The organism is Rheinheimera sp. (assembly GCF_965283995.1).
GTDB lineage: Bacteria > Pseudomonadota > Gammaproteobacteria > Enterobacterales > Alteromonadaceae > Pararheinheimera.
On the sequence record NZ_CBDIQG010000001.1, the window covers coordinates 675,802 to 691,554 of the forward strand.

Genomic DNA, 15,753 nt, shown 5'->3' on the forward strand with positions numbered 1-15,753 from the left:
CAGCAGAAAAAGTGGGGGGTAACATGTTGATACAAAACATATATATGAAATCAGTTGTCCGAGGTGCTGATGCGTATTTCTGATCTGGATTTAAGCGCGGGACGGGTGTTGTCGATTGACGTTTTCCGCGGTATCACCATTTTTGTCATGGTGTTTGTCAACGAGCTTTCTGGTATCAGTGACATTCCCTGGTGGATGAAACATCTCCCGGCCAGCACCGACGGTATGACCTTTGTCGATTTAGTATTCCCGGCCTTTTTGTTTATCGTCGGGATGTCGGTGCCTTTTGCCGTGCAGGCCCGCGCAAAAAAAGGCGAAAATCCGTTACAGCAATTTAAGCATTTGCTGCTGCGCAGCCTTGGGCTGGTGATTATTGGCGTACTGATGGTCAGTACTATCGGTGGTTTTGCTGAAACGCAGATGGCGTTGTCGATGCCGGTCTGGACTTTATTGATGTACCTGGCCGTGTTATTGGTCTGGGCGCAATACCCCCGGCACGGCTCTGCGTTGCTCCGCCAGTTGGCGCAAGGCTTCGGCGTGCTGACGCTGCTAGCGCTGGCCGTTAGTTTCCGTGGCCCTGAAGGTAGTTATATTAGCCCACAGTGGTGGGGGATCCTTGGTTTGATTGGCTGGGCTTATTTGCTCGCTGGTTCGGTATTTTTAGTCAGCCGCCGCGTCAGTCATGTGCGGTTGCAGCTGTTGGTGCTTGGCGCGGCGGCATGTTGCTTTTTAGTCTTGTTTGCGCTGCTGGACGGGCAGACACCCGGTGCCGGCCAGCCGGCGATTGGATTTATCCAGCGCTGGGCGGTGGAAAACAACAGTCACACTCACACTGCCATTGTGCTGGCCGGCGTGATGTTATCGATTTTGTGTTATCACCCGGCGCTTCAGGCTAAACGACCACGCAATCTGCTGGTGTTTGCAGGTCTGTTGGGCGCGCTGGCTTTTCTGAGCTGGCAGTGGTTTCCGATCTCCAAGATCTGGGCGACGCCGAGCTGGGGACTGTTCAGCGCATGGTTCTGCACCTTGCTTTTTGTTGCCGTGTTTGTGCTGGTTGATCTGAAAGGTTATCAGCGCTGGTGCATGTTGTTTGCACCTGCTGCGGTCAATCCGTTACTGGCTTACATTTTGCCCTATATGCTGGCAGCCGCCGCCGCTATTGCCGGCGCGACGTTGCGTCCCGCAGCTTTTGACAGTGGTGTCGCCGGGGTTATCTGGAGCCTGGCTTTTGCCGCCGTTATTCTGCTGTTGACCGCGTTGCTGACCCGGCTGGGGCTGAAAGTAAAACTATGAAAGCTTTGCCTCGTCCGGCGGTTGCCGGGCGAGGAGGTGGCGCCCCGGTGATGCTGCCGGGGGCTAGCTACGAACACAATCGGCGGATAACAGCAGCAAATAGCATTAGCAGCTGTATCCGCAAATAACATCAGCACCAGTATCAACGAATAAAATCAGCGCTGCTGTGCCGCTCAGGAACCTGTTCTTCTTCAGGCCCCCAATTACGATTGACCCGCACGCCGCGCTGAACTGCTGGTCGCTCGTTTATGCGCTTTGCCCAGGCTATCAGATGCGGGTACTCATGCACTGCTAAAAACTCAGCGGCGTTGTATAACCGGCCCAGCACCAGCTGACCATACCAGGGCCAAATGGCGATATCGGCAATACTGTAGCTCTCGCCGGCAACATAAGGCTGCTGGCTTAATTGGCGTTCCAGTACATCCAGTTGCCGTTTGGTCTCCATCGCATAACGATTGATCGGGTACTCAAATTTTTCCGGCGCGTAGACGTAGAAATGACCAAAGCCGCCGCCGACAAAAGGCGCACTGCCCATTTGCCAGAACAACCAGTTCAGGATCTCAGTGCGTGCCGCTACGCTATCGCCAAGCATCACCCCGAATTTCTCTGCCAGATATAACAAAATCGCGCCGGATTCAAACAAGCGGGTTGGCGGCGTGGTGCTGTGATCGAACATCGCCGGAATTTTGCTGTTTGGATTGATTGCAACAAAATCAGAGCCAAACTGCGCGCCACTGCGGATATCAATCAACCAGGCGTCATAGTCTGCCTCAGTGATCCCAAGTTCCAGCAACTCTTCCAATAGCACTGTGACTTTGATGCCATTGGGAGTGGCGAGCGAATAGAGCTGTAATGCATGTTTCCCGCGAGGCAAGGTGGTTTCGCTGCGCGCGCCGGCGGTTGGCCGGTTAATCGCGGCAAAGGCACCGCCATTGTCGGTATCCCAGCGCCAGACGGCAGGTGGGGTGTATTGATGCTGGGTCATAGATCGGTTCCTGATGCGATGGTAAGCGGTCAGATCAGCATATGGGCGCCACGCCGGAACGCAATGCTCTGCCGTGATAAAAATGCCAGCATGCAGACAGAAACGGTGCGGCAAACCATAAAAAAGGCCAGCGCACGGCTGGCCAAATTCGATTTCGCTTATACCGGCTGCCAGGCGAACTCTTTTAAGCCTAAATTGGCCAGCGTTTTGTCCAGATGCGCTTTGGCCTCTGGCGTTGGCCCCGGATAATCACCGCCAATTGCGGTATTGCCGAGATAGCCGATATCTTTGGTGCCTTGTGGCGTACTGAAAAACGCCGCAACCACCAGGCCACGCAGCAGCGCAAAAGCTTTGGCGATACGCTGGAACTGCGGTTTGGTTTGCGCATTGTCAAAGGCAATATCATCGATAATCGCCAACCGCTGCGGCCGCTTCAAACTGGCAAAGTTGCTGCCAAACCTTAACGTTGCTTCATCATCAATCCAGGCCAGCGCGGCTAAAATCACCGGTCTGTCCTGTTGCTGACGCGGATAAGGCGCACTGATCCATTCATCGATAATCGCCGGAGCGTCGACTTCAGACGCCGACGGCACGTCGCCCTCACGCGGGATCAAAATGTCGGACAGCAGTGCCAGCAGCGTCAGCTGTGGCGCGGACATCGTCAGTGGCCACGGTGATTCTGGCGGCAGGATCATATTTGGATCTGTGCCATAGCCTTTGGCGGTGATCGGTTTGAGGTTTAACTCCGGCCAGTGCTCAGTGGTTGACGCCGCTTTGCCCGCGGTATCCGCCGTTGCAGCTGGCGGCGGACTGTCGCAACCACTAAGCGTCGGCAGCATGGTGCTGGCGGCGAGGGCGGCCAGCAGTTTCAGTGACTTACGCCGGCTCAGGCCAGATTGATACTGGTAAGGCGTTTCGTTGTCAGCACTCAAATCTGGCTGCTTGATGTCATTGGTCATTTATAACGCTCCCTTGTCTAACTGCGTCGCCAACCAGGACGAATTGCGCATCGCCAGCGTCATGATGGTCAGCGTGCAGTTTTTATGTGGGTTGGAGGCAAACACACCGCCGTCCATCACAAATAAATTCGGACAATCCCAGCTCTGACCCCATTGATTGGTGACCGAATCGGTTTTGCTGGCGCCCATCCGGGTAGTGCCGACTTCATGAATGATTTGGCCGCCTTTTAAAATGGCTTGCTCCGGCTTTGGCAACTCGCCAACGTCGGCACCGAGCAAAGTCAGGATCTCTTTTGCCGTGTTTAAACCGTGGGCCACCTGTTTTAACTCATGTTCAGACCATTTCCAGTGAAACCGCGCTACCGGAATGCCCCATTTGTCGGTGACTGTTGGGTCAATATCCATATAACAATCCGGATTTGGCAGCATCTCACCGCGCAGTGCAAAGGACACATAAGCGCCGTATTTTTGCTTAACCTGTTGTTTGAGCTGACTGCCGTAGCCTTGTAAAGCGGTATCCACATAAGCGCCCGGTTCGCCAAACCGGCCACCCAGTTCAAAATGATAACCACGCGGGAAATCCAGTTGTTTGGCGGCCTGGGCTTTATGTCCCCACCACGGAATAAACAGATGGTTGGCGGTGTGACCATCTTCGTTGTAGATCGGACGGCCTTGCAGCGCCGGCACCATTGCACCGATATTGGCGCCAGTCGAATCCATCAGGTTTTTGCCAACCTGACCGCTGGAATTGGCGAGGCCCTGCGGATGTTTGGCCGATTTTGAATTCAGTAATAACCGGGCTGACTCACAGGCACTGGCGGCGAGGATCACCACACGCGCCTTGAGCTGATGTTCAGTACCGGTTTTTTTGTCGATGTAACTGACGCCGGTGACTTTGCCGCTGTCATCAGTGGTGACCATTTTCACCATTGCATCGGTGCGCAGGTCAAGTAAACCGGTGGCTTTGGCCATCGGCAACAACGAGGTTGTGGTCTGGAAAGCGGCACCAATCGAGCAGCCATGCCCACAAGGCGTGGCATAAAAACAGGCGGCGCGGTTATCCAGCGGCCGGGTCAACACCGCACGGTGCATCGGCACCGCCGGGATGCCGAGTTTTTTCGCTGCAGCGGCGATCAGTAACTCTGGTACGCGTGGCTGCGGCGGTGGTTGCAAAACGCCTTCCGGTGACGGTGGCATATCATCGAGGCCAGTGTTGGTGCCACAAACGCCAACTAAGGCTTCGGTTTTGTCGTACCAGGGCGCGATATCGGCATATTCAAACGGCCAGTCGGCACCGAGGCCATCCCGGCTTTTGCCTTTAAAATCGTGTTCGCTAAAGCGCAGCGCATAACGTCCCCAGTGATTAGTGCGGCCACCGAGCATCCGCGCGCGCCACCACATAAATTCAGAATTTTCCGCAGCGGTGTAGGGCTCATCCGGCACTTGCCAGCCGCCGTCGATGGTGGCGTCATAAAAACCAAAGTCTTTGTCCGGCGTGGCTGCGCCCATCAGCGGCGCATCACCGTTGCGCTTAAACATCGGTGTTTCTTTTTTCGGGTCGTAATCACGGCCTGCTTCCAGTAACACCACTTTATGGCCAAGCCGGGTCAGTTCATACGCCGCCATGGCGCCACCGGCACCAGAGCCGACGACTAAAATTTCAATGTCTGCGCTCGCCATTATTTCAGCTCTTTAATTTTGATGTTTTTAAACCAGACGGTATCGCCATGATCCTGCAGACCAATGTGGCCTTTTTTCGTCGCAGCGAAGCCAGGCCAACTGGCAAATTTGCTGGTCGACAGTAATTGTTGCCAGCGGCTGTCGCCGATTTTGATGGCTGCGGTCTGCACGCCATTTTGCCAGACCGTCAGTTGGTCCTGGTGCAGGCGGATGGTCAGCTGATTCCATTGGCCGGCAATTTTATGTGAGGCCGGCGGAGAGGCAATCATGTCGTATAACGAACCGGAGCGGTGGCTCGGCAGTTTATTGTCAGGATGGCGTTCGTTATCGAGAATTTGGATCTCAGGCGCCTGAGCGTAGATAGTGTTACCGGTTTCATTTACCCGCACAAAAACACCGCTGTTACCGCTTTCGGCGATTTTCCAGTCCAGCTTCAGCTCAAAGTTTTCAAAAGTCGCTTTGGTTAAAATATCACCGCCGCCTTTGCCGGCCAGCTTCAGGGCGCCATCTTCAATTTGCCACAGCGCGCTTATTTCGGTTTGTTTGAAATTTCGCCACTGCGAGCGATCTTTGCCGTCAAACAGCAATTGCCAGCCATCGGTCTGTTCTTGCGCTGTGAGTTGATTGTCGGCGGCGACGGCATTCAGTGAAAGTCCACTGCAAAGCAGTAATGCCGTGAGTTTTATCATTGGTGTCAAAGTCTGTCCTCCTGTTGATGCTGCCTGCTGCCGGGGTGTCAGGCAGCATAAAACACAGCTATACCGCAGTGATCGCAACCGCTACTGCCAGATCCGTCCGAAACAGTAACAGTGGTCCCGCTGTTATTTTGTGCTCTATAAAAGCAATGGGAGGCAGGTTGATGCAAGTAAAAAATTACTTTTTTGAGGCAAAAACCGTCGGGTAGCCGACAAAGTGAGAAAAAGCTTCAGTGTTCGGCACAGCAAAATGAAACCGATTACATAAAATGCTGGAAAATTTAGCGCGCTGCAGGCAGGCTAAAGATGCAACAAGTAAGGAGAATGTATGGTGGGCTACAGACGTTTTTTACCGGGGCTCAGCCTGTGGCTGGTCTTGCTTAGCAGCAGCTGGAGCAGTCTGCTGTTTGCAGCAGAGCCGGTACTTGGCGGGGCTGACGGCGTCAAGCTACACCGCGACCTGATTTATGCAAGACCGGCTGGGCAGCCGCTGGCACTGGATATCTATCAGCCGGTGCGGCCGGGGATTCGGGCGCCGATGCCGGTTCTGCTGATTTTTCATGGCGGTGGCTGGCTGATTAATGACAAAAGCATCATGCAGCAGATGGCCGGTTATGTCGCGGCGAAGGCCGATATCGTGGTGGTCAATGCTGATTACCGGCTACTCAGCAGTAACCATAACACCACCAAACTGAATCAGATAGTCGAAGATGCACTGGGCGCAACGCTTTGGGTGCAGCGCAATATTCAGCAATATCAGGGCGATCCGGCGCGTGTTGCTGTCACTGGCGATAGCGCCGGCGGCCATTTGGCGGCGATGGTGACATTGGCCGGGCAGAATTTATCGTCACAAGGATTTGCCAGTCGCACGCCGGGCTTTAAGCCCAGTTATTTACCGGATGGTGAAAGCGCCGAAAGTATCCGCGCCGCCGGTGGCATTCAGGTGCAAGCCGCGGTATTGAGTTATGCGGTGTTTGATTTGCAGGCGCGGGCCTTTGCTGATTTTGAAACAGCCAAAAATGGTTTTTGGGCGATGGGCAAGGCCAGTGCGCGGGGCTTTTTTGGTGCGGGTATTAATGTGCACAGCCATCCGGAGTTGTACCGGGCGTTATCGCCGTTGTATTTAATTCCAAAAGCACATCAGCGGCGACTGCCACCACAGTTTGTCCATGTCGGCAGCCGCGATACGCTGACGACACCGGAGTCGGCGCGGCAATATGTCGATGCGGTTAATCAGGCCGGGCATCATAGCGAGTTACATATCTATCCGGGGCTGAACCACGCCTTTCTTGATAATGACTGTAACGAATATCTCGGTAATTGCTTTGACCGCGATGCCAAAACACCGCTCGATGACATTATCCGTTTTTTGACCGAGACGCTGGTGGTACCTGCTAGCGACGCGAAACCGGCATGTTAAGGCGACTACCGGCGCTGGTTTGTGGTTTGTGCTGGCTACTGGCTTGCCCAGCAGATGCTTTGCAGGCCGGCGAGCCGGCAACTGCAGCGCCAGATTGCAGCAGCTTGCGGCTGAATCAACTCAAAGTGCTGGGCTCGCACAACAGTTACAAACAACGTCTGCCGGATGCGGTTTATCAGGCTGCGGCAGCGCGGGGCATTGACAGCAAAGCTCTGCGGTACGGCCATCCGGCGTTGGCGACACAACTTGAACTGGGTTTGCGCCAGCTGGAACTGGATGTACTGTCAGACAGTGTGTCGGGGCAGCAGCACCGGCTGGCCGAACCATTGGCTGAACAATTGGCTGAACCATTGGCCGAAAAGTGGCTTGGCCAAGCGCTGCTCAGTCGCGCCGACCGCAGTAAGTACCAACAACCAGGCTTAAAAACGCTGCATTTACCGGATATCGATTTTGCCTCGCATTGCCCGTTGTTTGCCGATTGTCTGTTGGCGCTCCGGCATTGGTCCGACACACACCCGGCGCATTCGCCGGTGTTTGTGCTGATGAATGTTAAAGAACGCGGTGCTTTTGGTGCAAATGGCGGCGGATTTCAGCCGGCGCAGTGGGATGCAGAGCTTTATCGCGTGTTGGACCAGCAAATCCTGCAAGTGCTGGGCGCAGATAAACTATTGCGACCTGCGGCTGTGCAAAAGCCTGGTTTGTCGCTACGTGAGTCCGTGCGCCAGCATGGCTGGCCTCCTGTCAGTCGTACTTTAGGGCAGTTTATTTTTATCTTTGATGGCGACGCGACGCAGCTGCGCAGGTATCAGGCAGCAACGGCGACAAGCGAACAGGTGTTGTTTGCCAGCACCGGCATCGACGACCCGCAGGCCGCGATCCTCGTGCTGAACCAGCCAGTAGCGCAGCAGGCACTGATCAAATCTGCCGTTGCGGCTGGTTTTATTGTCCGCACCCGCAGTGATGAGCCAGAAAACGCCGACGCAGCACGCTTTAACAGTGCGCTGCAAAGTAGCGCCCAAATCATTTCCACCGACTTTTATCAGGGCGCGCCGCAAGGGGTTACCGCATTGCAATATCGACCGGCGCAAGTCACGGCAACTTCAGTTTGCGCAAACAAAGCTAATTTTCCAAAAAATTGATTAAAAGCAAATAGATAGTTTAGATTCGCCACGTGGTGGATGTGTTTTTCTGCTCGATTGCCACCGGTTGCAGTTTAACGTTCTTGCTAGATTGACACCGGTGTCAATGCTTGATATATCTAGATTCAGCAGAAGCGGTTGTCACTGACAACCAGTCATTTTTTTACAGAAGCGGCGTCTTTACCCAGACGGCGCCGGAGTTGGGAGCGGGTATGACTGCAGCATCACAGGCCCATCAACAGGCCCATCAGCAGGCGACTTTACCGGCAGGCGGCGGGCGTTTGTTGGCACTGGATTTATTTCGCGGCCTGACCATTTTGCTGATGGTGATTGTCAACAGTCCTGATCTGACCGGGCAGTGGCACCACGCCTATTGGGACGGCGCGACTATCGCCGACTGGGTGTTTCCGTGGTTCTTGTTGATTGTTGGCGTGTCGCTTGCGGTCAATGAGCCGAAAATGCGCCAGCAACGCCAGTTACTCGGCGACGGTGCGCTGCTGTGGGGCATTGCCAAACGCACACTACAGCTGTTTGCGTTGGGTCTGTTGGTCAATCTGTTTTATACCGATTTCAGTGCGGTGCGGGTACTGGGTGTACTGCAGCGGATCGCCATCGTCTATTTCTGCTGCGCTGTGTTGCTGATGTACCTGTCACGCCAAGCAATTCTGACACTTGGTGTGGTGTTGCTGCTTGGCTATTGGGCGCTGCTGAGCTTTGTGCAGTTTCCGGGCGCAGTAGTGGGCGATCTGAGCCGGGGCAATACCGTGGTGAATTTGTTTGACCAGCATTTCCTGCCGGGCAAACTGTGGCGCGGCCATTGGGATCCGGAAGGGCTGCTCAGTACCTTGCCATCGATTGTCACCGGCATCACCGGGCTGTGGGCCGGTTGGCTATTGCAAGGCGTCACGGCATTGCCGCCAGCGCAGGCTCAGACTCAGTCGCAGGCGTTCAGGCGCTGGGTCCAGCTGTTTGCCGCTGGTGTTCTGTTATCGCTGCTCGGCTACGGTTGGAGCCAGGATAGCTGGCTTGGCAGTTACGCGTTGCCGTTGATTAAACAAATCTGGACCTCCTCATTTGTGCTGTATACCTCGGGCCTTGGTTTTATTGGCTTTGTGTTGTTGCAGGTTTTTTACCAGCAAGCCGGCAGCCGCCTGTGGGCAGAGCCGGTGGTGTATTTGCTTAAAGTGCTCGGCATGAATGCGACAGTGTTGTATCTGTGGCACGTGGTTTTACATTATTTACTGACGCAAAACTGGTGGTGGCATTTAAATGGTACGGCGCCGGATCGCGCTTTGTCGTTTTACGGCTGGCTGAAGCAAACGAGCGCCGGGCCTGCCGGCACCGTGACCGCCTGGTATCTGCTGATTTTTATCACGTTGAGTATATTGCCAAACTTCTGGCTTTATCAGCGCCGCATTTTCATTAAGTTATAAGGAGCGCCTGGTATGCGTTGCAACCATCCGACAACCCGAAATTTAGCGCTGATGCCGGTGCTGCTATTGGCCGCACTGTGGCAGCAGGTTGCCAATGCTGATCCGGCGCAGGAAGCCAAAGCCGTGTTACAGCGCGTCACCGGCCAAGCGCTGCCACAGCTGGAGCTGGCGATTGAGCCGACCGCTGCTGAATCTTTTCAGGTACAGGCCAGTGGCGGTAAATTACAGGTCCGCGCCGGCAGTGCCGTAGCCGCCACTTATGGTGCTTACCAGTATTTGCGTCAGCAAGGCCAGCTGCATGTCAGCTGGGAAGGCAATCGGGTGAATATCCCGGCGCGATTTGAGCAGAGCGCCGGGCAGCAGGGCCTCAGCGGCAATGCGTTGTTTGCACTGCGCGCATATATGAATGTCTGTACCTTTGGCTACAGCACGCCGTTTTGGGACTGGTCGCGCTGGCAGCAGGAAATTGACTGGATGGCGCTGCATGGCATCAACCAGCCGCTGGCGATGGAAGGTCAGGAATATGTCTGGCAGCAGTTGTGGCGTGAATTTGGTTTAACCGACCCTGAGCTGGCCGGATTCTTCTCCGCGCCGACGGTCGCGCCCTGGCAGCGCATGGGCAATATTGAAAACCACTTAGGCCCATTGCCACAAAGCTGGATCAATAAGAAAAAAGACTTACAGCTGCAAATCCTGCAGCGGATGCTGGCGCTTGGCATGAAACCGGTGTTGCCGGCGTTTTCGGGTTATGTGCCGAAAGCCTTTAAGCAACGTTTCCCGAATGCCAAAATTAACCGGATGGAGCCTTGGTCCGGCTTTGACCGGGAGAGTTATTGGCTCGACCCGGCGGATCCATTGTTTGCCACTGTCGCCAAACGCTTTCTCGAGTTGTATCAGGCGACATATCCGGTTAAAACCGCCGGCCAGTATTATCTCGCCGATGCCTTTAACGAAATGTTGCCGCCATTAAGCGGCGATGCCACTGACGCCGCCAACCGTGACCGGCAGTTAGCCGATTATGGTCAGGCGCTGTACCAGTCGATTGCGCAGGTGCAACCCGATGCCACCTGGGTATTACAGGGCTGGATGTTTGGTGATCATGCCAAATTCTGGCAGCCGTCAGCAGTGAAAGCATTTTTAAGCAAAGTGCCCAAAGCGAAAACGCTGGTGCATGACATCGGCAACGACCGTTTTGATGTCTGGCGCAGCACCAGTGCTTATGCCGGCGCGCAGTGGGTGTATGGTTTTATCCATAATTATGGCGGCAGTAATCCGCTGTATGGCGACTTAAGTTTTTACCAACAGCAGGTCCAGCAGCTGACCACCGATCCGGCCCGTGGTGCACTGACCGGTTATGGCGCTTTCCCGGAAGGGATCGAAAATAACAGCCTGGTGTATGACTTTATCTACGACCAGGCCTGGCAAGTCGGCGACAAGCCGGTTGCGGTACAGCACTGGATTAAAGACTACCTGCAGGCCCGCTACGGCAAAGTGACGCCAGAGCTGTTGCACAGCTGGCAGCTGCTTGAGCAGGCGTTATATCAGACGCGTTATTGGGGTTCACGCTGGTGGGAAGGCTCGGCCGGTGCTTATCTGCTATTCAAGCGGCCGCAGCGTAATTTCACTGAATTTGGCGCTCATGCCGGCGATCAGGTCAAACTGCGCCGGGCGCTAAACAGTTTGTTATTGCAGGCGCCGCAGTACGCCGATTCGCCGCTGTTTCAACATGATGTACTGGAATTTAGTCGGCATTATCTCAGCATTGAGCTGGACCTGTTACTGCAACAAAGTGTACGAGCTTATCAAAAACAGCAATATGCCAAGGCCGATGACTGGCTGAAGGAATTTAGTGCTGTGGTGCAACAGCTCGACAGTTTGTTGGGCGCGCAGCCGCAGTCGTTAAGTCAGTGGCTGCAAAGTGCGGTGGCTTATGGCGACACGCCGGCAGAGTCCGGCCAGTACCTGCATAATGCCAAAATGCTGCTGACCGTCTGGGGCGGCACCCAGTTAAAAGACTATGCCTCACGAGGCTGGCAGGGCATGTATGCCGGGTTTTATCTGCCGCGCTGGCAGCTGTTTTTCCAGACCCTGCAACAACAACCTCAGATCAGCGATGTTGAACTGGACCGGCGTTTACGTGATTTCGAACTGCAATGGACCCAGTCCGCCGATCTATTTCCAGCCGCAGCGCCGGCAGCACCGCTGACTCAGTTGCCGGCGCTGTTGCAACGCGTTGATCAGTTAAACAAAGCCGCTGGCGTGGCACTGTTGCCGAAAAAAGCGCTGGCGACCCATCAGGGAGCCAGACCATGATTAGTCGTCGTCAGTTTATGCAGGGATCTGTCGCGGCACTGGCGGCAACGCCGCTGCTGGCAGATGCATTTGTGCACCAGCTTGCAGCTTATGAACAGCGCTATGACCAACAGCGCAAAGCGGCGCGGCTGACGCAACGCGCTGAACCTGTGCTCGATTTTAGTAGTTTTCAACCGCACGGCGACGGCGTACGCAAAGACACTGCCGCGTTACAGGCCGCAGTGGACGCCGCCGCAGCCAAGGGCGGAGCCCGGATTTTAATTCCGGCCGGCACTTACCTGATTGGCGCGGTGCAGCTGAAAACAGCGGTCACGCTGGAACTGGCTGCCGGCGCGACGCTATTAGGCAGTGTCGATATCGCTGATTATTATATCCCAGGCGCGGATGGCAGCCTCAGCTTACAGGCATTGCTCTATGCCGAGCATGCTAAAGCGATCCGGCTCTGTGGCAGTGGCACCATTGATGGCCGCGGCCGCGAACTGTCGCTCAATATCAACGATTTACATCATAGTGGCGCTCGGGTGGAGCCGGATTTTAACTATTGGCGCAACCGCTCGAATCGTCGACCCAGTGTGATCGCGTTTCATCACTGCCAGCAGTTAGAAATCGTTGATATCACCGTGAAAAATGGCGCGTCCTGGGTGCAGCATTATGCCGGTTGTGATGACCTGCGGATTGAAAATATCAAAGTACACAGTGACTGTTATTGGAATAACGATGGCATTGATATTAACGACTGCAAAAAAGTCCGGGTACGTGGCTGTTTTATCAATAGCGCCGATGATGCGATTTGCCTGAAGTCCACCACAGGCCCCGGCCACTTTAATGATGACATTGAGATCAGCGACTGTGTGCTGCGCTCCAGCGCCAATGGCGTTAAGTTTGGTACCGAATCACAAGGTGGTTTTCGCCACGTGCGCATTCGTAACATCACGGTATTTGATACTTACCGCGCTGCGATCGCGTTGGAAACGGTCGACGGTGCGTTTTTAGAGGACGTCGAAGTCGACGGCGTTACGGCTAATAACGTCGGTTGCGGGCTGTTTATCCGGCTCGGTCAGCGCAACATGCAGGTCGCTGCTGACACACCACCGGGGCGGCTCCAGCAGGTGCGCATTCGCAATCTGCGTGCGGAAATTGCCTTTGGCCGCGCCGATCAAGGCTATGAAATGCGCGGGCCAGGGCTCAATGCTTTTTATAATCCGATCCCGGCATCGATCAGCGGGCTGTCGGACGCCTGCGCCAGTGACATCGTGCTGGAAAATATCGATATGGTGTATCCGGGCCGCGCGAACCGGGGCCAGGCCTACCGGCCTTATCATCAGCTGTTTCTGGTGCCGCAGGAACGAGCGGCTTATCCGGAGTATTCGATGTTTGGCGAACTGCCAGCCTACGGATTATTTGTCCGCCATGTCAGAGGACTAGTCCTGAAAAACGTGCGGTTGTCGAGCCTCGAAGCTGATTTTCGTCCGGCGCTGGTGCTCGATGATGTCATTGGGCTGACGCTTGATCAGGTACATTTGGGTGGCGCGCAGCGGCCGCAGCTGGTGATGCAAAAAGTCAAAGTGACAGCCAGCAAGGGCCTCAGCGGGCAGGACAATGCCGGTAATCCCTTGGCGCTGGGGAGCAGCGATATTGCCATCGTCAGCACAGACCGGCCTTACCTGGAGATCAGCAGCAGCCCGGGCGCGAATGCCAGTGTGGCGTTTAAATCAAAGGCTGAGGCAAAGACAGCAGCCCCGGACAAAGCGACAGCGACAGCCGTCAAGGGACAGCCATGATGACGACTCCCGGCATCACAAGGCTTGCGGCATTTCGCGCAGTAGTGATGCTGCTGTCGCTGGCGGGCTGTCAGCAGCAGAGCGCAAAAACGTTGCCGGCTGCAGAGCTTGCGGTCAAACCGCAGTGGCTGGCCGGCGATCACCATGTGCATACGCATTACAGTGTGAAATGGGATAACTCGGTGTTTCCGCCCAAACCGATTTTGGGTGGCGATGCCAAATATTCAATTGAACACAATGCCCGCATGGCAGCTGCTTTTGGCCTGCGCTGGATGGTGATAACCGATCACGGCGGGCCGAATCGTGCCCGTCTTGCGCTCGAACAGGCCTATCCGGAGCTGTTGGCTTCACGGGCCGCACTGCCACAGATTTTGCAGTTCTATGGTATGGAGTTTGACGTGCCGGGCAACAGTCCGGGCGGCCGGCATGCCAGTTTGATCATGCCAAAAACACCGACTGAAGCGCAGCAGCTCTTTCAGATTGAAAGCCGGTTTAATGGCCGCCAGGGCGTACCGCCGGGGCCGGAAAAAGCTGAAGACAGTTTTATGCTCAAGGCGTTGCAGGCGATGGCGGCATTACCTGATACCCCGTTGCTGCTGGTCAATCATCCGGCCCGCCTGGCTAAGGGGCTACGGCAGTATTTTAAAGTCACGCCAAAGCAACTCCGAGATTGGCAGGACACCGCACCCGGCGTGGTGATTGGCATGAGCGGTGCCGAGGGCCATCAGGCGGCGACGCTCAATCCTGATGGCAGCAGCAAAGCCGGCGGTATTCGTGGGGAATATCCGGACCATCCGACTTACGGTGGTTACGACCAGATGACGGCGCGGCTTGGCGGTGTCTGGGATAGTTTATTGGCGGAAGGCCGGCGCTGGTGGGTGACCGGCGTATCGGACAGTCACGGCCATTATACCGATGGCTGGACTGATTTCTGGCCGGGACAATATGCGAAAACCTATGTGCTGGCACAGCAGGACTACGCCAGCATTTTTGCCGCGCTCAAAGCCGGCAAAGTATTTGTCACGACCGGCGATCTGATTGCGACGCTGGATGTCACTGTGGCAGTCAAAGGCGCCGCACAGGGCGTTGGTGCTGGCGAAACCCTGATTGTGAAAGCCACTGATGAACTGGTGCTGCGGCTGTCGTTTCGCGATCCGGATGCGCCCAATGGTGGCGGTTTTAACCCGCAAGTGGCGCGGATTGACCTAATCCGTGGCCTGATAACTAGCACAGCCACCAACGCAGACCGCGGTAGCGCAGCAGATCGCAACAACGACGAAGCGCCGGCCACCAAGGTCAGCCAGCGCTGGTACGCTGGCGACTGGCAAATCCAGCCGGACGGCACTGCCACGTTAGAATGGCCGCTCGGTCGCATCAGCCAGAGCCAATATTTGCGTCTGCGCGGTACTAATCAGCGTGACGAGCTGGAACCACTGCCAGACCAACCAGGCGAAAACCCGTGGCATGATTTGTGGTTTTACAGCAATCCGGTGTATCTGCAGTTAAGCCCGGACTAGCGCAGCTGCATAATCTGGTTGCCTTCGATACTGACCCGATCGCCGACACGTAAATCGCCAATCTGCTGATAATCAAACTGCTGGGTGCGGCTGTTATCTAAGCGCACCAGCACCCGATAAATCTGGTTGCCTTGTTGCTGGTTGGCGATCTGGTTGCCGGCCATGGCACCACCGATCACGCCGGCACCTGTGGCCAGCGCACGACCGGAGCCGCCACCAAACTGATTGCCCACCACGCCACCAAGCACGGCACCGAGCAAGGCACCGCCGGTACCATTCATCGAGGATTGCGGCACGATCTGGATACTGGCGACAGTGCCAATTTGTTGTTGCGCATGCACGGACTGCTGCACGCCATAACCGGGATTGCTGCTACAGCTGCTAAGACAAAGCAGCACACAACCCAGAACCAGATAGCGTGGTGACGGGCTTTGAGCACCAGATAATTGAACAGGGTGCATCAGGAAATTCCTAAACGGGTGACTGAGTAATACCAGCCTATGCGCTTTTTGGCCGCGGCTCTGTGCGGCCGGGCACC

The 15,753-nt window shown here is 55.5% G+C and carries 12 protein-coding genes; 7 read left to right on the forward strand and 5 right to left on the reverse strand.

Annotated elements, in window-relative coordinates; all coding sequences use genetic code 11:
- Positions 1–69: 69 nt before the first annotated feature.
- On the forward strand, positions 70–1,293 hold the full coding sequence (locus ACQ66Q_RS03105) for a DUF5009 domain-containing protein (protein WP_430455446.1): 1,224 nt from the start codon (positions 70–72) through the stop codon (positions 1,291–1,293).
- A 142-nt stretch (positions 1,294–1,435) separates the two neighbouring features.
- Here the strand turns inward: ACQ66Q_RS03105 and yghU are convergent, their stop codons facing one another.
- The 4 genes from yghU to ACQ66Q_RS03125 all read right to left on the reverse strand — a co-directional run bounded on the left by yghU (position 1,436) and on the right by ACQ66Q_RS03125 (position 5,606).
- Positions 1,436–2,278: a glutathione-dependent disulfide-bond oxidoreductase gene (gene yghU / locus ACQ66Q_RS03110; RefSeq protein ID WP_430455447.1), complete on the reverse strand. Its 843-nt coding sequence runs from the start codon at positions 2,276–2,278 to the stop codon at positions 1,436–1,438.
- 158 nt (positions 2,279–2,436) lie between these two features.
- Positions 2,437–3,237, reverse strand: coding sequence for a gluconate 2-dehydrogenase subunit 3 family protein (locus ACQ66Q_RS03115; protein ID WP_430455448.1), 801 nt, complete (start codon positions 3,235–3,237; stop codon positions 2,437–2,439).
- On the reverse strand, positions 3,238–4,917 hold the full coding sequence (locus ACQ66Q_RS03120) for a GMC family oxidoreductase (protein WP_430455449.1): 1,680 nt from the start codon (positions 4,915–4,917) through the stop codon (positions 3,238–3,240). It abuts the gene before it with no gap.
- The gene (locus tag ACQ66Q_RS03125) at positions 4,917–5,606 is read right to left on the reverse strand and encodes a 3-keto-disaccharide hydrolase (protein WP_430458530.1); all 690 of its coding nucleotides are present in this window, start codon (positions 5,604–5,606) and stop codon (positions 4,917–4,919) included. Before ACQ66Q_RS03125 ends, ACQ66Q_RS03120 begins: the two co-directional genes overlap by 1 nt.
- 334 nt (positions 5,607–5,940) lie before the next feature.
- On the opposite strand from ACQ66Q_RS03125, the gene ACQ66Q_RS03130 reads away from it, so the two are divergent.
- From ACQ66Q_RS03130 to ACQ66Q_RS03155, 6 genes are all read left to right on the forward strand, one after another.
- Positions 5,941–7,032: an alpha/beta hydrolase gene (locus ACQ66Q_RS03130; protein WP_430455450.1), complete on the forward strand. Its 1,092-nt coding sequence runs from the start codon at positions 5,941–5,943 to the stop codon at positions 7,030–7,032.
- Positions 7,026–8,171, forward strand: a complete 1,146-nt coding sequence (locus tag ACQ66Q_RS03135; RefSeq protein WP_430455451.1) for a Ca2+-dependent phosphoinositide-specific phospholipase C — start codon at positions 7,026–7,028, stop codon at positions 8,169–8,171. Before ACQ66Q_RS03130 ends, ACQ66Q_RS03135 begins: the two co-directional genes overlap by 7 nt.
- Before the next feature lie 212 nt (positions 8,172–8,383).
- The gene (locus ACQ66Q_RS03140; RefSeq protein WP_430455452.1) at positions 8,384–9,604 is read left to right on the forward strand and encodes an acyltransferase family protein; all 1,221 of its coding nucleotides are present in this window, start codon (positions 8,384–8,386) and stop codon (positions 9,602–9,604) included.
- 12 nt (positions 9,605–9,616) lie between these two features.
- Positions 9,617–11,917 (forward strand): alpha-N-acetylglucosaminidase TIM-barrel domain-containing protein, encoded by a 2,301-nt coding sequence (locus ACQ66Q_RS03145; protein WP_430455453.1) that lies wholly within the window; start codon positions 9,617–9,619, stop codon positions 11,915–11,917.
- Positions 11,914–13,698 (forward strand): glycoside hydrolase family 28 protein, encoded by a 1,785-nt coding sequence (locus ACQ66Q_RS03150; protein WP_430455454.1) that lies wholly within the window; start codon positions 11,914–11,916, stop codon positions 13,696–13,698. The genes ACQ66Q_RS03145 and ACQ66Q_RS03150 overlap by 4 nt, the downstream gene beginning before the upstream one ends.
- Positions 13,695–15,215, forward strand: a complete 1,521-nt coding sequence (locus tag ACQ66Q_RS03155; protein WP_430455455.1) for a phosphoesterase — start codon at positions 13,695–13,697, stop codon at positions 15,213–15,215. Before ACQ66Q_RS03150 ends, ACQ66Q_RS03155 begins: the two co-directional genes overlap by 4 nt.
- On the opposite strand, the gene ACQ66Q_RS03160 is transcribed toward ACQ66Q_RS03155, so the two are convergent.
- A complete protein-coding gene (locus tag ACQ66Q_RS03160; protein ID WP_430455456.1) occupies positions 15,212–15,676 on the reverse strand; it encodes a glycine zipper 2TM domain-containing protein in 465 nt (154 codons plus the stop codon). The two genes, ACQ66Q_RS03155 and ACQ66Q_RS03160, sit on opposite strands and share 4 nt — an antisense overlap.
- Between the last annotated feature and the right edge of the window lie 77 nt (positions 15,677–15,753).